Genomic DNA, 19,628 nt, shown 5'->3' with positions numbered 1-19,628 from the left:
CATGACACATCAACCATGAACGCACAGGACACCCCGCGCCAGGTGGGGTTCGTCATGCTCCCCGGCTTTTCCCTGCTGGCGCAGGCCTGTGCCATCGAGCCGCTGATCATCGCCAACACGCTGTCGGAGCGGCGGCTCTACACCACGACCACCTTCGGTATCGATGGTCGATCGGTGAAAAGCGTGGCGGAGCTGGCGCTTTCGCCGGAGAGCGTCGCCGGCAGCGATGCGCGCCATCTCGACATGCTGTTCGTCTGCGCTCCCACGCCGGGTTGGCCGGTTGCCGCAGGGGAGGAGCGCGGACCGCTGATTCACTGGCTTCATCGTCTGGCGAGTCGGGGCGTGATGCTGGGCGGTATTGCCGGCGGCACGCACTGGCTGGCGAGAGCCGGCGTGCTGGACGGCTACCGGGCCTCGATTCCCTACGCCAGTGCCGATGCGTTCGCGCGGACATTTCCGACGATTCACGTATCGCATCAGCTGTTCGAGATCGACCGCAACCGCCTCACCTGTGGGGGCGGCACCGCGGCGATGGACATGTTGATGACGCTGATCGGCCAGCAGCAAGGTGCCGGACTGGCCCAGAAGATCTCCGAGCATTTCGTCTGCGAGCGGATCCGCATGGCCGACGAGCCGCAGCAGATCCCGCTGCGCTCACGGCTGGGGCATGCGCCGCAGAGCCTGATCGATGCGGTGGCCTTGATGGAAGCCAATATCGAGGAACCGCTGACGACCCATGAGCTGTCGGCGCACCTGGGTATCTCCCGGCGCCAGCTGGAACGATTGTTCAAGAAACATCTGCAGGCCGTGCCCAGTCGCTACTACTTGAATCTGCGCTTGCAGCAGGCGCGCAGGTTGCTGCGAGAGAGCGATCAGGCGGTGGGAGAGATCGCGCTGGCTCACGGTTTTTCGTCGGGCGCGCATTTTTCCACGGCCTATCGTCATCATTTCGGCATCAGTCCGCGGGATGAGCGACTGGGCCATGGGGGAGTCGAAACGTGATGTCGCAACAGCGTGGAATCGACGGCCAGTCCGGGATCGACGCCCCGTCCGGAATCGACGATCACTGGCTGAGCTCGGCGCGACGGGTGGTGTCACCCAACGCCAACGATAGGCCGGCGGGGGAGGTCTCTGCGGTCGTTCTGCACGGTATCAGTCTGCCGCCAGGCAAGTTCGGCGGTGACGCCATCGAACGGCTTTTCACCAATACCCTAGATCCCGCCTGGCATCCGGCGTTCGCGACGATCGCGTCGCTGCGAGTGTCGGCTCATCTGCTGATTCGACGCGACGGCGAGTGTGTCCAGTTCGTGGCGTTCGACCGTCGTGCCTGGCACGCCGGCAAGTCGCGCTGGCGGGATGTCGATCGGGCAGGCAAGGCACGATGGCGCCAGGGTCTCAATGATTTCACCATCGGCATCGAACTCGAGGGGGCCGACGAGACCCCCTATCGGGAGGCGCAGTATCGTGCGCTGGCAGATGTGTTGCGGGCATTGATTCAGCACTACCCTGCGATCACCACGTCGCGGTTGACCGGTCATGCGCACATCGCGCCGCTGCGCAAGACGGATCCGGGCCCCGCCTTCGATTGGGCCTACCTGCGTCGCTGCCTGACAGAGAGCGTTTGAAAGCTATGCTTGTGCGTGGCGTGATACATCCGGATCGCTGCGACATTCGTGGCGTCGGTAAATTGGCGACATGAAGCGCAGACTCATTTCTGTCTGGGTGATTGTTCGCTAAGCGACTGATGTTGCGGTATTTCGGCGCATTCTCCAGCACAATCGATGCGTCCGTGAATTGGCAGATGCGGGCGTTTGCGGTATCTTCTTCGCCTGATTTCTCGCGTCACGCACGCCCGCTGTAGTTCAATTACAGCCAATAAATCTCGGAAAGCGGCCCTACAAGAGCTGCGCCGGCACCGAAGAGCGCATATTCCCAAGCCCCGCTGCGGCTACCCGCCATGGCCGGGCGAATGGCAAACCTTTTCCCATTCGGAGAGTTGTCTATGAGTCTGGAGACACGAGAAGATCTCGATCCGGTCGAAACCACGGAATGGTTGGATTCCCTGGCCTCGGTCGTCGAGCATGAGGGCGAAGAGCGCGCTCGGTATATCTTGAGCCGGCTGGCGGATCGTCTGCGTCGCGACGGTTCTTCACCGCCGTTTTCCGGTACCACGCCGCACCGCAATACCATTCCCAAGCATCGTGAAGCCAAGATTCCCGGCGACATGTTCATCGAGCGCAAGATCCGCTCGGCGATTCGCTGGAACGCCATGGTGCAGGTGCTGCGGGCGAACAAGAAACACAAGGGGTTGGGCGGCCATATCGCCAGTTACCAGTCCAGCGCCACGCTCTACGAAGTCGGTTTCAATCACTTCTTCCGCGCCGATAACGGTGACCACAAGGGCGATCTGCTTTATATCCAGGGGCACGTCACCCCCGGTATCTATGCACGTTCGTTCCTGGAAGGCCGGCTGACCCAGGAGCAGATGGACAACTTCCGTCAGGAAGTGGATGGCGATTCGCTGCCGTCCTATCCACACCCGTACCTGATGCCGGACTACTGGCAGTTCCCGACCGTTTCCATGGGTCTGGGGCCTATCCAGTCGATCTACCAGGCTCACGTGATGAAGTATCTGCACTCGCGCGAGATGGAAGACATGAAGGACCGCAAGGTCTGGGCGTTCCTGGGTGACGGCGAATGCGACGAGCCGGAATCCCTGGGTGCGCTGCATCTGGCGAGCCGCGAAAAGCTCGACAACCTGATCTTCGTCATCAATTGCAACCTGCAGCGTCTCGACGGTCCGGTGCGCGGCAACTCGCGGGTCATCGACGAGCTCGAGGGCGTCTTCCGCGGTGCCGGCTGGAACGTGATCAAGGTGGTCTGGGGCGGTCTGTGGGACCCGCTGTTCGAGAAGGACACCAAGGGCATGCTGCAAAAGCGCATGGACGAGGCGGTCGACGGCGAGTACCAGAACTACAAGGCTCAGGGCGGCAAGTACACGCGCGACAACTTCTTCGGCAAGTACGACGAAACCGCCGAGATGGTCAAGGACTACTCCGACGAGGAGGTCTTCCGTCTCAACCGCGGCGGCCACGATCCGCAGAAGGTCTACGCGGCGTACCACGAAGCGGTCAACAAGGCCAATGGTCGTCCCACCGTGATTCTGGCGCATACCGTCAAGGGTTACGGCATGGGTGGCGGTCACGGCGAAGCCGATATGGAAGCCCACCAGATCAAGTCGATGGACGTCGACGCGCTCAAGGCCTTCCGCGATCGGTTCGGCATCCCGGTTTCCGACAAGCAGATCGAAAGCGGCGATATCCCGTACTACAAGCCCGAAGACGACAGCCCGGAGATGAAGTACCTGCATCTCCAGCGCGAGAAGCTCGGTGGCTTCCTGCCGGCGCGGAAACCCGACTTCGAGGCGATGGAAATCCCCGGTCTCGACGACAAGATGTTCGCGGCTCAGTTGAAAGGCTCCGGCGATCGTGAAGTCTCGACCACGATGTCGTTCGTGCGCGTGCTCAACGGTCTGGTCAAGCACAAGCAGCTGGGTTCCCGCGTGGTGCCGATCATTCCCGACGAAGCGCGAACGTTCGGGATGGAAGGCATGTTCCGTCAGCTCGGGATCTACGCCGCCGAAGGCCAGAAGTACGAGCCGATGGATGCCGGTCAGATCATGTATTACCGCGAGGACAAGAAGGGTCAGATCCTCGAGGAAGGCATCACCGAAGCCGGTTCCATGTCGGCGTGGATCGCGGCGGCGACGTCGTACGCCAACCATCATCTGCCGCTGATTCCGTTCTACGTCTACTACTCGATGTTCGGCTACCAGCGCATCGGTGATCTGGTGTGGGCCGCTGGCGACCTGCAGGCGCGTGGTTTCATGGTCGGCGGGACCGCCGGGCGAACCACCATCAACGGCGAAGGCCTGCAGCACCAGGACGGCCACAGTCATATCCTGATGTCCACCGTGCCGAGCTGCCGCGCCTATGACCCGTGCTACGGGCACGAGCTGGCGGTGATCCTGCAGGACGGCCTCAAGCGGATGTTCCAGGACAAGGAGAGCTGCTTCTACTACCTGACCGTGATGAACGAAAACTACTCGCACCCCGAAATGGCGGAAGGTAGCGAGGAAGGTATCGTTCGCGGTATGTACCGGTTGCAGGAGGGCAAGGTTTCCGGCAAGAAGAAGCAGCCGCGCGTCCAGCTAATGGGCAGCGGCACGATCCTGCGCGAAGTCGAGGCGGCCGCGGAGCTGCTGGCAGAAGATCATGGCGTGGTTGCCGATGTCTGGAGCGTGACCAGTTTCAACGAACTGCGTCGCGAAGCGCTCGAGTACGACCGTCAGCAGTTCCTCGACTACGATGAAAATCGCGAGAAGCCGTGGGTGGTGCAGCAGCTCGACGGAACCGAAGGGCCGGTCATCGCCTCGACCGACTACATGAAGCTCTACGCCGATCAGATTCGCGCCTGGGTTCCGAATGACTTCCACGTGCTCGGCACGGATGGCTTCGGCCGCTCGGACACTCGTGAGCAGCTGCGTCGCTTCTTCGAGGTCGACCGCTACTACGTGACGATTCAGGCACTGCGTGCGCTGGCCAATCGCGGCGAGATCGACGTCAAGGTCGTCAATGATGCCATGAAGAAGTACGGCATCGACCCCGCCAAGCCCAGCCCTCTGGTGTCTTGAACTGGCGGATCACGTCAGGGTGCCGTCGCCGATGAAGGGCGGCGGCCAGATTGCCTGAATTAGCCGACCTGCCCCCGAGGCAGGTTGGCAGATGATTAAAGGAGCGCGACCTTGAGTAGCGAAATCATCAAAGTTCCCGACATCGGCGGCAGCGACGATGTCGAAATCATCGAGATCGCGGTGAGCGTTGGCGATGTCATCTCCGCCGAAGACACCATGATCACGCTGGAGTCCGACAAGGCCAGCATGGACGTTCCCGCACCGAAAGGTGGCAAGGTCGTCAAGATTCTGGTCAAGGAGGGCGACACCGTCTCCGAAGGCGACGACATCCTCGAACTCGAAGCCGAAGGGGCTGGCGACGATCAGGGTGACGATGCGTCGGATGCCGATGGCGAGACGTCGCGGAACGACGCCGCATCCGACCGCGACAACGAGCCGAAAGACGACGCCAAGTCTTCAGACAAGGACTCGGCAGAGCCCGTGAAGGCCGCGCCGAAGAAGAAATCCTCCGGTGGTGGCAAGCGCACCGTCGAAGTGAAGGTGCCGGACATCGGTGGCGGTGATGGTGTCGAGATCATCGAAGTGGCCGTCAGCGAGGGCGACGAGATCAGCGAAGAAGACACGCTGATCACGCTCGAGTCCGACAAGGCCTCGATGGACGTACCCAGCCCCTACAGTGGCAAGATCGTTTCGCTTTCGATCAAGGAGGGCGACAGCGTCTCCGAGGGCGACCTGATCGGTACCATGGAAGTCGCCGATGAGGGCGCCGAAGAGGACGATGGCGAAGACGCGACGGCGGAAGACGAATCCGCCGACGCCGAAGCGGACGATGGCGGCGAAGGTCAGGCGTCCCAAGATCAGGACGATGATGATCAGGGCGGCGACGAAGGCGGTCGCAAGGAGATTCGCGTACCCGATATCGGCGGTAGCGATGGCGTCGAGATCATCGAAGTCGCGATCAGTGAAGGCGACGAGATCAACGAAGAAGACACCTTGATCACGCTGGAATCCGACAAGGCGTCGATGGACGTGCCGAGCCCGTACAAGGGTAAGATCGTCGAGGTCGCGGTCAAGGAAGGGGACAGCGTTTCGGAAGGCGATCTGATCGGTTACGTCCAGATGGTGGGTGCCAAGACGCCGGCGAAGAAGAAGTCTTCCTCGAACAAAAGCGACGAGTCCAAACCGGCACCGGCCAAGTCCGACGCCGAAAAGACGTCCAAGGCCGACAAGTCATCCGACGCCCAGGCGCAGAAAGACGTCAGCGGTGAGCCCAGCCCGGAAGCGCGCCACAAGCATGGCGATGACAAATCCGAAGGTGCCCACGTTCATGCCGGTCCGGCGGTACGTAAACTGGCCCGCGAGCTGGGTGTCGAGCTCGGCGAAATCAAGGGTTCCGGTCCCAAGGGTCGGATCCTGAAGGACGACGTCGACGGCTTCGTCAAGCAGGTGATGAAACAGCGCAAGAGCGGCGGGGGTGCCTCGGCAGCTCCGGCGACTGGCGTGGCGGGTATTCCGCAGGTTCCGGCGATCGATTTCAGCCAGTTCGGCGAGGTCGAAGAGAAGCCGATGAGTCGCCTGATGCGGGCGGGCGCCAACAACCTGCACCGCAGTTGGCTCAACGTGCCGCACGTTACCCAGTTCGACGAAGCCGATATCACCGAGCTGGAAGCGTTCCGCAAGTCGATGAAGGCGGAAGCCGAGTCTCAGGGTGCCAAGCTGACGCCGCTGCCGTTCATGATCAAGGCGTGTGCCTATGCGCTGCGCAAGTTCCCGCAGTTCAACTCGAGCCTGCATCCGGACGGCGACAAGCTGGTCATCAAGCATTACGTGCATATCGGCGTTGCGGTCGATACGCCGGATGGTTTGATGGTGCCGGTGATCCGCGATGCCGACAGGAAATCCTTGATCGATCTGGCCAAGGAGTCGGTCGAGTTGGCCAAGAAGGCGCAGAACAAGAAGCTGTCCCGCGAGGAAATGAGCGGCGCCAGTTTCACCATCTCGAGCCTCGGTTCGATCGGTGGTACGGCCTTCACGCCAATCGTCAACACGCCGGAGGTAGCGATTCTGGGTGTTTCCAAGTCGTCGATGAAGCCGGTCTGGAACGGTAGCGACTTCGAGCCGCGCCTGATGCTGCCGCTGTCTCTCTCCTACGACCACCGTGCGGTCAATGGCGCCGACGCGGCACGCTTCACTGCCTTTCTGGCGCAGGTGCTGACCGATATTCGCCGCATGCTGGTCTGATACGGCAAGCGGGTCTGTCGAACGCCAGCGGCTCCTTCGGGGGCCGTTGGCGTTTTTGTCGACAGGTGCAGCGTGAGGGCAGTCGAGTCTTGTGCGCTCCTCGAACGGCAGGTATCGTCTTGAGCCATTGACGGTGTCTTCTGCGTTACATCTTCAACGTCACCGACCCTTCCAAAAACCAACACCATTCTTCAAGGAGCCGTATCAATGCGTTTGATCCTCTTGGGCGCCCCCGGCGCTGGCAAGGGTACCCAAGCCCAGTTCATCTGCGAGCACTTCCATATTCCGCAGATCTCTACCGGTGACATGTTGCGTGCCGCAGTGAAAGAAGGCAGCGAGCTGGGGCTCAAGGTCAAGGAGACCATGAACAGCGGCGCGTTGGTGTCGGATGATCTGATTATAGCGCTGGTCAAGGAGCGCATTGCGCAGCCCGATTGTGCCAACGGTTTTCTGTTCGACGGCTTCCCGCGCACGCTGCCGCAGGCGGATGCGATGAAGGATGCCGGTATCAAGCTCGATCATGTGGTGGAGATCGCGGTCGACGACGAAGAGATCGTCAATCGTCTCTCGGGGCGTCGCGTTCATCCCGACTCGGGCCGTGTCTATCACGTTGACTACAAGCCGCCCCAGGAAGAGGGCAAGGATGACGTCACCGGCGAGCCGCTGATCCAGCGCGAAGACGACAGCGAGAAAACGGTTCGCCACCGTCTTTCGGTCTATCACGATCAGACCGAGCCTCTGGTCGGGTACTATCAGGCGTGGGCGGCCAAGGATGCCGAAGCTGCGCCGGCTTATCACCGCATCGCGGGCATCGGCAGTGTCGACGAGATTCGCGAACAGGTATTGGCGGCGCTGAAAGCCTGACTCCCACCCGGCTCCGACTTTCGCTCCGCCACTTGGCGGAGCGATCGTTTCGACGCCTCGATACGCTATACTCGCTGACTTCTCTTTGCTGCCATTCCCCGGGAAACCGATGCCGACGTTGCTGGCGCTGGACGCCTCTTCTACTGCCTGCTCCTGTGCCCTGATCCAGGATCGACTCATCGTTCAGCGTTTCGAGATCGCGCCGCGAGAGCATACCCGTCTACTACTGCCGATGATCGACGACGTTTTGGCGCAAGCCGGCGTGTCGCTTGGCCAGCTCGATGCGATCGCGTATGGACAAGGGCCGGGCTCTTTCACCGGTCTGCGGATCGCGGCCGGTGTCGCGCAAGGGCTCGCCTACGGTGCCGATCTGCCGCTGATGGGTATCTCGACGCTGGAGGCGCTGGCGCTGGCGGCGCATCGCAAATGGCATGCCCGCCATGTCATCGCCGCGCTCGACGCCCGCATGGACGAGATCTACGTGGGTGCCTATCACTGTCTCGAGGGGGCGCTGACCGTAGCCCTCGAAGAGCGTGTCATGCCGCCGTCGAAGCTGCGACTGCCGCCATCCGACCGCGGCATCGAGTGGTTGGGGATAGGCAGCGGTTGGCAACTTTTGTCTAATATACCTGTCGATGTACACGCTACATTGGCTCAAACCCTCCCCGACGAACTGCCGGCGGCGGAGGATATCGCACGTCTGGCCGTTGCCTCATGGGAGCGTGGCGCGCGTGGTAACGCGCCTCACGAGGTAATACCCGTCTATCTGCGTGATGAGGTGGCGTGGCGCAAGGCGTGACAAGATCGAGGTCCACGATGGCGACCTCTTCGCACAAGGATATTGAACGAAAATGGATGTTTTTCAGCTGGCCGCACTCGCCATCATCCAAGGCTTGACCGAATTTCTGCCTATCTCCTCTTCCGCTCATCTGATTTTACCCTCCCAACTGTTCGGCTGGTCCGATCAGGGGCTGGCCTTCGATGTCGCCGTCCACATCGGTTCTCTTGGAGCCGTGTTGTTTGCGTTCCGTCACGAGGTCTGGCGCATTCTTCACGCCTGGTTCACCCAGTTCGGCGAGCGGGGCCAGACGCCCGAAAGCCGTCTGGGATGGGCGATCATCGTCGGTACCATCCCTGCCGTGATCGTCGGCCTGTTGATCGAGGATTGGGTCGAGAGTGCGGGCCGATCGGTACTGGTCATTGCGACGACGACGATCATTTTCGGGGTGCTGCTGGGGATCGCCGACAAGCGCGGAAGTCGGATTCAGCCGATCGAACAGATGACGCTAAAGACCGCGCTGCTGATCGGACTGGCGCAAGCCATCGCGTTGATCCCGGGCACGTCGCGCTCGGGTATTACCATGACGGCGGCATTGATGCTCGGTTTCACCCGTCAGGCGGCCGCCCGCTTTTCATTTTTGCTATCCATCCCGCTGATCCTGGCGGCCGGTTCGTTGAAAGGTGTCGAGTTGGTGCAGTCCGGCACGGCAACCCAGTGGCATGAAATTCTGCTGGGCGTGGCGTTCTCGTTCGTTGCCGCCTGGCTCTGCATCAAGCTGTTTCTGGCCGCGCTGGACAGAATTGGAATGATGCCGTTCGTGATCTATCGGTTGCTGCTCGGCGTCGCATTGTTCGTATGGGCGACGTGAACGACGCAGCCTCGCTGGTCGTGGTCGGCGAGACGCTGACCGATCTGGCCGAGCGCTACGGGCTGCCCTGGTCGCTGACGGCACCTGGCGGCGGCCTGGTCTTGCAACGTGCCGAGCGGGGCCTGGAAATCGCCGGTGATATCAAGCGTTACGGGTTGCCGATCAGCGCCGATTTCGTTTCCGGGGCCGCGGCACACCGGCGCCGTTACGGGGGCGGTCGAGGCCAGCTTGTGGCCCGGGCCTGCGGTTTCGGCACTGGTGTGGTGCCGCAGGTCGTCGACGCGACGGCGGGTCTTGGGCGAGACGCTTTCGTGCTGGCATCGCTCGGGGCCGAGGTGTTGATGGTCGAGCGGGTGGCGGCCATTCACGCCCTGCTGGAAGCGGCGCTGACGTCGGCTTTGAATGACGAGGAAGTGGCGCAGATCGCTCGGCGCATTTCCCTGAGACACGCCGATAGCGCAACGGCTCTGGAGGCGGCGGTCAGCGACTGGCCGCATCAGCCTCAGGTCGTCCATCTCGATCCGATGTTTCCGCATCGCGAGAAGTCGGCGCTGGTCAAGAAAGAGATGCGGGTGTTTCGCGAACTGGCCGGGGATGACGAGGATGCTTCTCGGTTGCTGGAAGCGGCGCTGGATGTTGCCACACATCGTGTGGTGGTCAAGCGTCCGCGCAAGGCACCTCCCATCGAGGGACCGCCGCCGCAGCATGTCATCGAGAGCAAGACGAGCCGTTACGACCTCTACGTGCATCGCTCCCTGAAATCCGGGGGCGGAAACGAATGAACCGGGCCTCGGCCCGGTTCATTCTGGCTCCGGTGGAACCTCACTGACGCTTCAGCGTCATGTCGGCACCGGACTGTACGGGTTGCATATTGGGGTCCAGGACCTCGAGATCGCCATTATCCAGCGGACGCAGATAATAGATCGTATTACCCTGGGCGCCCTTCAACTGGTAGACGAGTGGTAGCTGCTGCATGCCAGCGTCTTCGAGCACGATGTAATTGCCCTTGGTGACCATCGGCTCGTCGCTGCGACCCTGATACAGGCTGTTCAGGACATAGGCGCCACCGGTGTCGTCCATGTTCATCATCTGCAGGTCGACGTTGATACCGGAACAGTCGGCGCAGGGAAGCACGCCTTCATAGTCGCCGGCCGCTTTCTGATAGGGCGAGGGCGGTGCGCTCGAGCACGCACTCAGCATCAATCCCAGTCCGATGATCCCGGCACCCAGCCATCCTTGCTTTTTCATATTCTTTTCCTTCATTAGAAAAGTTCGCCAAGTGAGTATAGACGCGAATTCAGCGAGCGGCGGATCAGGCGCTATTTTCGCCTGGTGGGGTCAGGGTTGTGCGGTGACGCTTGAACAGGATCAGCCACAACGCGAGCCCTATCAGCAAGCCGCCGGCGGCGTGCGCCCAGGTGACCTTTTCACCGAGGAAGAGCGCGCCCCACAGCACCCCGAACAGCGGCACCAGCATGGTGACCGTCAGCGGCTTGATCGGTCCGAGATCCTCGACCAGGCGGAAATACAGCAGATAGGCCAGCGAAGTGCAGCCGATACCCAGCGCCAGCATTGCCCACCAGACGCCGGTGTCATCCCAGACCAGCGCCTGTGGCGCCAGTGCTACCTGCCCAAGCATGAAGGGTGCGAGCAGCAGCGTCGCACCGAACTGTGAACCCAATGCGATGAGACGGGAGTCGAGTCCGCCACGTTCGGCAATCCAGCGTTTGACCACGAAACCGCCCAGCCCGTAGCAGGCGGCGGCAGCCAGGCAGGCGACAGCACCGATCAGCAGGCCATTGCCTATCGCGACCGGGCCGGTCCCGACCAGAACGCCGACGCCCAGTACGCCCAGCGCCACGCCGATCAGGCGATCCCGCGTGAGTCTTTCCTGAAAGAACAGGGCGCCGATCACCACGCCCATCAATGGCGTCGAGGCGTTGAGCATGGCGGAATAACCGGCGGGCAAGTACTGCGCCGCGATGCAGAACATGCCGAACGGGATCCCGGAATTGATCATTCCGATCGCCAGTGTGGCCCCGAGTTTGCCATTGAACCGCCAACGCGCTCGCATCAAGGCCAGAATGACTACCAGCCCAAGAGCACCCAGCAACACTCGAAAGAATGCCGTGGGAAATGCGCCGAGTGCCGGCGTGGCGATACGCATGAACAGAAAGCTGGCACCCCAGAGGGCGGAAAGCAGTAACAAGCGACCCAGCGAGATTATCGACATCCAAGCAAATCCTAGCGGTATGACCGAGGCGTAGCGTAAACCGGCGAGGCATCGCTGTCCGGCAGTTTTCGGCGCTGGCGTTCTTTCTCGTTCGGGGCCACCGCTTTCATGGCTGCGCCAGGCTCGAGCGCTCCGATTTTTGGCGAGATCCTTCAAGACAACTATGCTTAAGCGTCAGCGGAATGTGTCTGCTGCCAGAACAGAGATCAAGGAGATCGAGATGTACGAAGATCAAGTGAAAGGACGCACCGAAGAACTCAAGGGTCGCGCTCAGGAAGCCGTTGGCAGCTTCACCGAAGACGATGACATGCGGGGCGAGGGCAAGGCACGCCAGACTGCCGGTAAGCTGCAGGCCAACTACGGCGAGAAAATCGACGACGTCCGTGAAGCCACGGTCAAGAATCCGATCAGTGCGCTTGCCATCGCTGGCGGCGTCGGCGTGTTTCTGGGGATTCTTCTCGGCCGTCGCTGAGGATATCTCTCACGGTTCCGACAAGAATGCATTTCGACCCCGGCTTTCGGCCGGGGTCGTCGTTTGAGCTTCCTCGACGATCTCGGGCGGGATGCGAGACGTTTTCTCCCACGCCACGCAGGCCAGTATTGTGTTGACACCTGTCCTCTATCTCGCCGCGGCACTCGCGGAAATCGCCGGATGTTTCGCCTTCTGGGCATGGTGGCGGCTGGATAAAGCCCCGCTGTGGTTGCTGCCCGGTGTCTTCAGCCTGGTCCTGTTCGCCTGGCTACTGACGCTGGTCGATAGTGACTACGCGGGCCGGGCGTATGCTGCCTATGGCGGTGTCTACATCGTCACCTCGCTATTGTGGCTGTGGCTCGTCGAGCAGCGTCTGCCGGATCGCTGGGACGTCATTGGCGCGGCGATTTGCTTGCTCGGTGCCGGTATCATACTTTGGGGGCCGCGTGGCTGAGCGGCACACGGGAGCGCGCGCTCGTCATATGGCGAGGGGCTTGATGTCGATGTCATGAACCTGTCCTGGATTCGGTCTAGATTTGACGCGAAAAACTCTTGAGGCCAGTCTCTGACGAGGTCATTATCTGCGGCCTCTCGCCAATCCCGGTGGATGTGGATCCATTCCGGTGGATATGAAGAGGGACCAAGACCGGGGTGGCATCGGGTCGGGGTGCGCTGAAGAGTTGCCCAATCATTTGACAAGCCCTTGACCACTATCGATAAGACCTTATCACTGTTGACTTTTCCCGATCTGGAAGTGAATTCATGAGCAAAGTCCTGATTGTTGGCGCCGGCGGCGTCGGTGGTGTCGTTACTCACAAGTGTGCCCAGCATCCCGAGGTATTCAGCGAGATCTGTCTCGCCAGCCGTAACGAAGCCAAATGCAAGGCGATCGCCGAGCAGTTGTCGCGTGCGATCCAGACCGCCCAGGTCGATGCCGACAGCGTCGAGGCGCTAGTTGCGCTGATCGAGTCTTTCAAGCCGGACATCCTCATCCATGTGGCCCTGCCGTATCAGGATCTGACCATCATGGAAGCGTGCCTTCAGACCGGCGTACCGTATCTGGATACGGCCAACTACGAGCATCCCGACGAGGCCAAGTTCGAATACAAGGAGCAGTGGGCGTTCCAGGATCGCTACGCCAAAGCGGGCGCGATGGCCACCTTGGGCTGCGGGTTCGACCCGGGCATGACCAACATCTACTGCGCCTACGGCCAGAAGAATCTGTTCGACGAGATTCACCGGATCGACATTCTGGACGCCAACGGCGGCGACCACGGCTATCCGTTCGCCACCAACTTCAACCCGGAGATCAATATTCGCGAAATTACCGCGAACGGTCGCTACTGGGAGAAGGGCGAGTGGGTCGAAACACCGCCGCTGGCCGAGAAGCGCAAGTTCGACTTCGACGGCATCGGCGAGAAGGATCTGTATCTGCTCTATCACGAAGAGCTGGAATCGCTGTCCCAGAACATCAAGGGGCTCGAGCGAATCCGTTTCTGGATGACCTTCTCCGAGAAGTACATCACCCACCTCAACGTGCTCGAGAACGTGGGCATGACCCGCATCGAGCCGATCAATGTCAACGGGGTCGAGATTTCACCGCTGCAGTTCCTGAAGCAGGTGCTGCCGGACCCGGCGTCACTCGGCCCGCGCACCAAGGGCAAGACCAACATTGGCGTCATCCTCGACGGCATCAAGGATGGCAAGCGTCGCAAGGTGTACATCTACAACATCTGCGATCACGAGAAGTGCTACGAGGAAGTCCAGTCTCAGGCGATCTCTTACACCACCGGCGTACCGGCCGTGACCGGCGCGATGCTGATGCTGCAGGGCATCTGGAAAGGTGAGGGCGTTTACAACGTCGAGCAGCTCGATCCCGACCCGTTCATGGAGCGCATCGGTGAGATGGGACTGCCGTGGCAGATGGTCGAGCTCGATCCCGACCAGGATCCGCTGGCCTGATGGCAACGAACGACATCGCCTATCCCTTCGACGTGGGCGCCTGCCCGTCGCCGGCCTACGTGGTCGACGACGCCTTGCTGCGTCGCAACCTCGAGCTGCTGGGCCGGGTGCAGGCCGACAGCGGCGCAAGAATTCTGCTGGCGCTGAAGGGTTTCGCCATGTGGGATACTTTCCCGTTGGTCAGCCAGTATCTGGTCGGGACCACCGCCAGCGGTCAGGATGAAGCGCGTCTGGGTGCCGAGACCTTCGGTGGCGAGGTGCATGTCTATTCGCCGGCGTTCACCGCGCCGGAGATGGATGTGGTGCTGCGCTACGCCGACCACCTGAGCTTCAATTCCCCGCGGCAGTGGCGGCACTTTCGTGAGACCGTGCAAGCGTCGCCGCGTGAAGTTTCCTGCGGGCTGCGAGTGAATCCCGAGCATTCCACCGGCGACGTGGCGCTGTACGACCCCTGCGCGCCGGGCTCACGGCTGGGCACAAGGGCTGCGGATCTGGCGCCGGAAGACATCGAGGGGCTGGAGGGGCTGCACTTTCACGCGCTCTGCGAGCAGAACAGCGACGCGCTGGAAGCGACTCTGGGTGCCTTCGAGCGGAAGTTCGGCCAGTATCTTGCCAATCTGCGATGGGTGAATTTCGGCGGCGGTCATCACATCACGCGGGCCGACTACGATGTCGAGCGGCTGGTGCGGGTGATTCGTGAGTTCAAGTCGCGCCATCCACACCTGACGGTGTACCTGGAGCCGGGGGAGGCGATTGCGCTCAACACCGGCTATCTCGTTTGCAGCGTGCTGGATATCGTCGAAAACGATGGCCTCATCGCGATCCTGGACACTTCGGCCACGGCGCACATGCCCGATGTGCTGGAAATGCCCTATCGTCCGGAGATCATCGGCGGTGCCAAGCCTGGCGAGAAGGCGCACACCTATCGCCTGGGCGGAACGACCTGCCTGGCCGGCGACGTGATCGGCGATTATGCGTTCGATGCGCCGCTTGAGATCGGCGATCGTCTCGTGTTTACCGACATGGCCCACTACACCATGGTCAAGACCACCACCTTCAATGGCATCCGTCTGCCGGCGATCTGCCGGATCGACGAGGCAAGCCGCGAGGTACGCACGGTCAAGACCTTCGGCTACGTGGACTACATGCAGCGGCTGAGCTGATCGGCTCGACTCACGCATGATTCGACGCCTCGCACTGCGGGGCGTTTTTCATGGCGGGCGCGTTCTCGCGACGAAACGAAACGCAGACTATCCCGATGTCGACGCCAGCGATCGGGAGGACTGATACTGGGTGATGATATCCAGCAGCTCCTGCCCGAAACCGGGCAGGACGTGATCTTCGCGGATCAGCACGCTGCGCTCTCGATATGCCCAGGCGTCGCTCAAGTGCCGGACGCTCAGTCGCATATGATCCTGATAGCGTAGCGCACAGGATTCCGGAAGAATCCCCACGCCGACGCCGGCTTCGATCATGCGACATGCCGATTCGAACCCGAACACCTGAATTCTGACCGGTAGCGGCTTGCCGAACTCCAGCGCCTTTCTTTCCAGATAGTGGAAGAGGGTGCTGCCCTCATGCAGAGTGACATGTGGGTAGTCCAGCGCATCTTCGTAGGTGATCTCGTCACGCTCGGTCAGGGGATGATCGAGCGGGGTCGCCAATACCAGCCGGTCCCGGCTGAAAGGCAGCGTCTTCAACCGCGAAGGTACCTCGACGCCGACCATGATGCCCAGAATTCCCATGTCGGCCGTGCCATCGAGAACGCCGCGAATGATATCGCTGGTCAGGCGTTCCTGAAGATCCACGGTGATGCCGGGACGCGAAGCGAGAAAATCGGACAGCACCTCGGGCATGAACTCGATCACCGCAGTGGTGTTGGCAAATATCCGGAGATGGCCAATGACATCACTGGCATAGCCGGAGAATTCGCTTTTGACACGTTCGACCTGGTGCAGGATGAGACGCGCATGCTGCAAAAGGCGCTCTCCCGCCGGTGTCAGTTCGACGCCCTGGCTGCTGCGATAGAACAGCCGGCTTTCCAGTTGCGCTTCGAGTGACTTGATCCGACCGCTGACCGCGGCGGTGGAAAGGTGCGCGCGCTGAGCCCCGGCCGTCAGGCTGCTCTCTTCCGCCACATGAACGAAAATGCGCAGGTCCGCGAGATCGAAATGCATGAGGTCGGACTCCTTCAGCGCTCGGCAGGCTGTGACGGCGGTCCGATGATTCTATCATCACCCTTGGCCGAAGCCCGGCATACCGTGCCAGCCGATCGTGTTGGCATGGGAGTCTGGTCGCTAACGCAACTGGCTATCCTTGCTGCCGCGACGATTGTAGTTGGCGTGATGGGTCTGATGGCGGTCCGCTTCCGCCTGACAGTCGATGCACAGGCGAACGCCGGGCACCGCCTGACGGCGGGCCTCCGGGATCGGAGCCTCGCACTCTTCACAGATCGTCAGACTGGGGCCCTGGTTTCGCAGCCGCTGGCGCGCCTGCTCAATGCCATCTTCGACGGTGCTGTCGATCTGCTCCTGCACCGCGCCGTCCTTTGCCCAACCGCTAGCCATGGAATGCCTCCTTATGGGCGTCCTTCGAGAGCGCTTGAGGCGCTCCGAGTCCATTCAGCATGGTGGCGATGCGCAAGTCCCGCAAGGTCGCCACGACGGCAATGCCGGGCTGTCGCCGAAGATCAGTCGAAGTCGACGAACTCGTGGGGTGCCTGAGTTGCATGCCGATGCGGAGTCTCGTGTACGCAGATAACACGACAGTTGGCAACATGGGTCACCTTGTGCGACACGCTGCCGATCATCAGCCCTTTGAACTGCCCCATGCCACGGCTGCCCATCACGATGGCATCGACGCCCAGCCGTTCGGCTTCGGAGACGATCATGCGTGCCGGCGAACCCTGCTTGACGAGCGTATCGAACTCCCCGTTATAGCCGGGGAAGGAGGGTAGCGTATCGAGCGCGGCATCGATTATGGCGTGACCCTCGCGATCGGCGGTATCCACCGAAGCCGCCTTGATCGCTGCTTCGACGCTGAGCAGTTCGCCCTTATGCAGTTGTGGGTAAGGGTCGCGAACGTTGAGCAGATACAGCTTGCCCTGAACCGGTGCTGCCAACTGGCAGGCAACGTTGAGCGCGATATGGGAGTCCTCGGAACCATCGATGGGGACCAGCAGAGACTTGAACATGGACACCTCGCAATCGTGAAAGCATCGAATGGAAGCGCTCGGGTACCGCCTGGTTGCTGATTGCCTGTCGCTGCGGCGAGCCGAGTCGCCTTTCGACTCTCAACATAGGCTACCCGCGATGAATGTCATAGCGGATAAATGTCGCACAGTGTGACGCACCCCAGGACGAGCGGGGATGCCTGACGGCGTCAGCGGTCGGCGGCGGATGGGGGCAGCGTCACGGCATCATCGAGCCAGCTACGGGGGCCGACGCTATCGATCACCCTGATAGGCTCACCGCTATTTTCCGCGGTGAGATGGGCATCGGTCGCGACCAGCACGGTGCCGGGTTCCAGCAGAGGTAACACCTTCCGCTTGAAACCATCGGGCACGACCACCTGATTGACGAGGCTGGTCGAGACAGGATGGCCGGCAGTGCTTTCGTAGCCGGGTACGCCAATCGCAATCCAGGTCGGCATGGGAAGAGGACGCAGGGGCATTTCATCGCTCTCTCGAGCCGGCGGTGGATGGAAATGGCCTTCGACGATATAGGCGCGCGTACCCGTCACCCTATCGGGGCTGCCGATCTCGACGCGCGAACGGCCAATCTCGACGCCATTGCGATAGACCACGATCAGGCGATCGCTACGGCTGAGAACCATCGAGACCGGGCCTTCGGAAGGAGGGTCCATGGCCCAGCGCCAGCTGCTGCCACTGTCCAGCAGAGGAATCTCGACACCACTGCCAGTATGAGCATCGATGGGGCTCAATGGTCCCGGGTGAACCACGGAGATCGGCGCCTGGCCTGCCTCCGCCACGACCACCGTCATGCCCAGGTTGGAAGCATCGAACAACAGACGAGCGAATTCGGTCGGCAAGTGGACGCAGCCGTGGGATTCCGGGTAACCGGGCAGCCCGCCGGCATGCAGCGCCACGCCGTCCCAGGTCAGGCGTTGCTGATACGGCATCGGTGCATTGCCGTAGAGATTGGAGTAGTGGTCCTTGTCCTTCTGGAGCACGGTAAAGACGCCGGTCGGCGTCTCGTAACCCTCGCGACCGGTACTGATGCTCGTCACGCCGATGAGGATCCCGTTGCGATAGACGTAGGCGCGCTGCTCGGTGAGGCTGACGACGACGGCCATCGGGCCGGCATGCCTGTTATCGCCACCCCAGATCCAGGCGCCGGGAGGAAGCTGATCGATCGGCGTATCGACAGGGCTTGACTGTTTCTCGCCCCAGTAGGGCACGGCGAAGCTCGCTGGCGACACCAGCAGGGTGACGATCAATAGCAGCAGTGTAATTGCCGTGCGTGACATGCTGACTCCCTCGACCGACGCGCCGCGGAACGACGCATTCTCGATTCACGTCGTCCCCACTGCCGGGATCGATGGCTGCTGTGGGTGGGGCGGCCGCCAACGATGGGGTGACTGCCATGAACAGGGTACTCGCTATCGACGTCGTGCGCGCCCCCGCCTGCACTCGATAAAGGCGAGGCTTGATCAGCGCGTGCCGAGGAAATACTCGGCGGTGTCCTGTTGCTCGACGCGGGCCTGAGCGCACTGCGCCAGCGCCGAATTCATCAGCCATTCCCGTTCGGGATAGTAGGAGAAGATGAACTGGCCCTCCTTGAGCACGTCGATGACATCCTCTGCGACGCCGGGACGCAGAGCGGGGCATCCCCAGCTACGTCCGAGTCGTCCCTGACGCTCGGCGATGCCAGGATCGACGTAATCGGCGCCGTGCATCACGATCGCGCGGCTCATGGCGGCATCGTTGAAGCCGGGCTCGAGCCCATCCATACGCAACGAGTAGCCGTTCTTGCCCTCGTAGGTCCGACGCGTCACGAACAGACCCAGGCTCGAGGCGTGCGAGCCTTCCTGATTGGAAAATCGATCGGGAACGTCGCCCCCGGAACCTTGCCCGTGGGCCACGACTTCACGGTATAGCAGCTTGTGCCGGGCGAGGTCGAAAACCCACAGGCGTGGTGTCTGCGAGGAGCGGCTGTAATCGATGATCGCCAGGCGCTGCGCAGCTTCGCCCACGCCGTGGCGCTGGGCGCACTGCATGGTGGCAAGACCCAGGGCGATGACGTCGGGATCGGCGTCCGGGGCGAGCTGTTCGAGGGATGTCGCGGTGGGTTGATACACCACATTGGCACGAGCCAGAAGATCGGGAGAGGGCGGTGGTGTCGACGCGACCGCGGGAAAGATCGACATCGATATCACGATGGCAGCCGTTACGGCTCTCGAAGTCAGGGAGTCGACAAGAGGCGCCGAGAGTAAGGAAACATATGTCTTGATCATCGAAGCGGTTACCCGATGTGACGGGAAAGGCGTCAGCAT

At 61.6% G+C, this 19,628-nt stretch carries 19 protein-coding genes; 12 read left to right on the top strand and 7 right to left on the bottom strand.

Features of this window, described 5'->3' with window-relative positions:
• Positions 1-15: 15 nt before the first annotated feature.
• The 8 genes from DOM36_RS09320 to DOM36_RS09285 all read left to right on the top strand — a co-directional run bounded on the left by DOM36_RS09320 (position 16) and on the right by DOM36_RS09285 (position 10,229).
• The gene (locus DOM36_RS09320; protein ID WP_110642854.1) at positions 16-1,002 is read left to right on the top strand and encodes a GlxA family transcriptional regulator; all 987 of its coding nucleotides are present in this window, start codon (positions 16-18) and stop codon (positions 1,000-1,002) included.
• Positions 1,002-1,625 carry a 1,6-anhydro-N-acetylmuramyl-L-alanine amidase AmpD gene (gene ampD / locus DOM36_RS09315; protein ID WP_110642852.1) on the top strand — a complete coding sequence of 208 codons (624 nt, stop codon included), beginning with the start codon at positions 1,002-1,004 and terminating at the stop codon, positions 1,623-1,625. Before DOM36_RS09320 ends, ampD begins: the two co-directional genes overlap by 1 nt.
• Before the next feature lie 377 nt (positions 1,626-2,002).
• Complete coding sequence (aceE, locus tag DOM36_RS09310; RefSeq protein WP_075570423.1) at positions 2,003-4,693, top strand: pyruvate dehydrogenase (acetyl-transferring), homodimeric type; 2,691 nt, start codon at positions 2,003-2,005, stop codon at positions 4,691-4,693.
• 111 nt (positions 4,694-4,804) lie between these two features.
• On the top strand, positions 4,805-6,934 hold the full coding sequence (aceF, locus tag DOM36_RS09305; RefSeq protein WP_110642850.1) for a dihydrolipoyllysine-residue acetyltransferase: 2,130 nt from the start codon (positions 4,805-4,807) through the stop codon (positions 6,932-6,934).
• 207 nt (positions 6,935-7,141) lie between these two features.
• Positions 7,142-7,798, top strand: a complete 657-nt coding sequence (gene adk / locus DOM36_RS09300; protein ID WP_110642848.1) for an adenylate kinase — start codon at positions 7,142-7,144, stop codon at positions 7,796-7,798.
• 109 nt (positions 7,799-7,907) lie between these two features.
• Positions 7,908-8,597, top strand: coding sequence for a tRNA (adenosine(37)-N6)-threonylcarbamoyltransferase complex dimerization subunit type 1 TsaB (gene tsaB / locus DOM36_RS09295; RefSeq protein ID WP_075570420.1), 690 nt, complete (start codon positions 7,908-7,910; stop codon positions 8,595-8,597).
• Positions 8,598-8,649: 52 nt separating this feature from the next.
• Positions 8,650-9,447 carry an undecaprenyl-diphosphate phosphatase gene (locus DOM36_RS09290; protein ID WP_075570419.1) on the top strand — a complete coding sequence of 266 codons (798 nt, stop codon included), beginning with the start codon at positions 8,650-8,652 and terminating at the stop codon, positions 9,445-9,447.
• Complete coding sequence (locus tag DOM36_RS09285) at positions 9,444-10,229, top strand: class I SAM-dependent methyltransferase (protein ID WP_232823781.1); 786 nt, start codon at positions 9,444-9,446, stop codon at positions 10,227-10,229. Before DOM36_RS09290 ends, DOM36_RS09285 begins: the two co-directional genes overlap by 4 nt.
• Positions 10,230-10,269: 40 nt before the next feature.
• On the opposite strand, the gene DOM36_RS09280 is transcribed toward DOM36_RS09285, so the two are convergent.
• Positions 10,270-10,695, bottom strand: a complete 426-nt coding sequence (locus tag DOM36_RS09280) for a copper resistance protein NlpE (protein ID WP_075570418.1) — start codon at positions 10,693-10,695, stop codon at positions 10,270-10,272.
• 64 nt (positions 10,696-10,759) lie between these two features.
• On the bottom strand, positions 10,760-11,680 hold the full coding sequence (locus tag DOM36_RS09275; RefSeq protein ID WP_110642845.1) for a DMT family transporter: 921 nt from the start codon (positions 11,678-11,680) through the stop codon (positions 10,760-10,762).
• Between the two features lie 220 nt (positions 11,681-11,900).
• Between DOM36_RS09275 and DOM36_RS09270 the strand changes: the two genes are divergently transcribed.
• The 4 genes from DOM36_RS09270 (at position 11,901) to nspC (ending at position 15,277) form a co-directional block, all read left to right on the top strand.
• The gene (locus tag DOM36_RS09270; RefSeq protein ID WP_157958609.1) at positions 11,901-12,152 is read left to right on the top strand and encodes a CsbD family protein; all 252 of its coding nucleotides are present in this window, start codon (positions 11,901-11,903) and stop codon (positions 12,150-12,152) included.
• A gap of 91 nt (positions 12,153-12,243) precedes the next feature.
• The gene (locus DOM36_RS09265) at positions 12,244-12,606 is read left to right on the top strand and encodes a YnfA family protein (protein WP_075570415.1); all 363 of its coding nucleotides are present in this window, start codon (positions 12,244-12,246) and stop codon (positions 12,604-12,606) included.
• A gap of 308 nt (positions 12,607-12,914) precedes the next feature.
• On the top strand, positions 12,915-14,114 hold the full coding sequence (locus tag DOM36_RS09260; RefSeq protein WP_110642842.1) for a saccharopine dehydrogenase family protein: 1,200 nt from the start codon (positions 12,915-12,917) through the stop codon (positions 14,112-14,114).
• Positions 14,114-15,277 (top strand): carboxynorspermidine decarboxylase, encoded by a 1,164-nt coding sequence (gene nspC / locus DOM36_RS09255; protein WP_110642840.1) that lies wholly within the window; start codon positions 14,114-14,116, stop codon positions 15,275-15,277. Before DOM36_RS09260 ends, nspC begins: the two co-directional genes overlap by 1 nt.
• 87 nt (positions 15,278-15,364) lie before the next feature.
• Here nspC and DOM36_RS09250 read toward each other — a convergent pair whose 3' ends face one another.
• From DOM36_RS09250 to DOM36_RS09230, 5 genes are all read right to left on the bottom strand, one after another.
• Entirely contained in the window at positions 15,365-16,291 is a 927-nt protein-coding gene (locus DOM36_RS09250; protein ID WP_075570412.1) for a LysR family transcriptional regulator, read from the bottom strand.
• Between the two features lie 120 nt (positions 16,292-16,411).
• Positions 16,412-16,681 carry a DksA/TraR family C4-type zinc finger protein gene (locus tag DOM36_RS09245; RefSeq protein WP_075570411.1) on the bottom strand — a complete coding sequence of 90 codons (270 nt, stop codon included), beginning with the start codon at positions 16,679-16,681 and terminating at the stop codon, positions 16,412-16,414.
• A 122-nt stretch (positions 16,682-16,803) separates the two neighbouring features.
• Positions 16,804-17,307, bottom strand: a complete 504-nt coding sequence (locus tag DOM36_RS09240; protein ID WP_075570410.1) for a universal stress protein — start codon at positions 17,305-17,307, stop codon at positions 16,804-16,806.
• Positions 17,308-17,495: 188 nt separating this feature from the next.
• Positions 17,496-18,602, bottom strand: coding sequence for a L,D-transpeptidase (locus DOM36_RS09235; protein WP_110642838.1), 1,107 nt, complete (start codon positions 18,600-18,602; stop codon positions 17,496-17,498).
• A 183-nt stretch (positions 18,603-18,785) separates the two neighbouring features.
• Complete coding sequence (locus DOM36_RS09230) at positions 18,786-19,502, bottom strand: murein L,D-transpeptidase catalytic domain family protein (RefSeq protein ID WP_232823780.1); 717 nt, start codon at positions 19,500-19,502, stop codon at positions 18,786-18,788.
• Positions 19,503-19,628: the final 126 nt, after the last annotated feature.

It is taken from the genome of Salinicola sp. CPA57 (genome assembly GCF_003206035.1).
Classification (GTDB): domain Bacteria; phylum Pseudomonadota; class Gammaproteobacteria; order Pseudomonadales; family Halomonadaceae; genus Salinicola; species Salinicola socius.
The sequence above is the reverse complement of the archived record's forward strand: the minus strand, read 5'-3'. Positions and strand labels throughout refer to the sequence as shown.

Coding starts and splice junctions, on each gene's coding strand:
- DOM36_RS09320 (WP_110642854.1), top strand. CDS start 16: ATGAACGCACAGGACACCCCGCGCCAGGTGGGGTTCGTCATGCTCCCC.
- ampD (WP_110642852.1), top strand. CDS start 1,002: ATGTCGCAACAGCGTGGAATCGACGGCCAGTCCGGGATCGACGCCCCG.
- aceE (WP_075570423.1), top strand. CDS start 2,003: ATGAGTCTGGAGACACGAGAAGATCTCGATCCGGTCGAAACCACGGAA.
- adk (WP_110642848.1), top strand. CDS start 7,142: ATGCGTTTGATCCTCTTGGGCGCCCCCGGCGCTGGCAAGGGTACCCAA.
- tsaB (WP_075570420.1), top strand. CDS start 7,908: ATGCCGACGTTGCTGGCGCTGGACGCCTCTTCTACTGCCTGCTCCTGT.
- DOM36_RS09290 (WP_075570419.1), top strand. CDS start 8,650: ATGGATGTTTTTCAGCTGGCCGCACTCGCCATCATCCAAGGCTTGACC.
- DOM36_RS09280 (WP_075570418.1), bottom strand. CDS start 10,695: ATGAAAAAGCAAGGATGGCTGGGTGCCGGGATCATCGGACTGGGATTG.
- DOM36_RS09275 (WP_110642845.1), bottom strand. CDS start 11,680: ATGTCGATAATCTCGCTGGGTCGCTTGTTACTGCTTTCCGCCCTCTGG.
- DOM36_RS09270 (WP_157958609.1), top strand. CDS start 11,901: ATGTACGAAGATCAAGTGAAAGGACGCACCGAAGAACTCAAGGGTCGC.
- DOM36_RS09265 (WP_075570415.1), top strand. CDS start 12,244: ATGCGAGACGTTTTCTCCCACGCCACGCAGGCCAGTATTGTGTTGACA.
- DOM36_RS09260 (WP_110642842.1), top strand. CDS start 12,915: ATGAGCAAAGTCCTGATTGTTGGCGCCGGCGGCGTCGGTGGTGTCGTT.
- nspC (WP_110642840.1), top strand. CDS start 14,114: ATGGCAACGAACGACATCGCCTATCCCTTCGACGTGGGCGCCTGCCCG.
- DOM36_RS09250 (WP_075570412.1), bottom strand. CDS start 16,291: ATGCATTTCGATCTCGCGGACCTGCGCATTTTCGTTCATGTGGCGGAA.
- DOM36_RS09245 (WP_075570411.1), bottom strand. CDS start 16,681: ATGGCTAGCGGTTGGGCAAAGGACGGCGCGGTGCAGGAGCAGATCGAC.
- DOM36_RS09240 (WP_075570410.1), bottom strand. CDS start 17,307: ATGTTCAAGTCTCTGCTGGTCCCCATCGATGGTTCCGAGGACTCCCAT.
- DOM36_RS09235 (WP_110642838.1), bottom strand. CDS start 18,602: ATGTCACGCACGGCAATTACACTGCTGCTATTGATCGTCACCCTGCTG.
- DOM36_RS09230 (WP_232823780.1), bottom strand. CDS start 19,502: ATGTCGATCTTTCCCGCGGTCGCGTCGACACCACCGCCCTCTCCCGAT.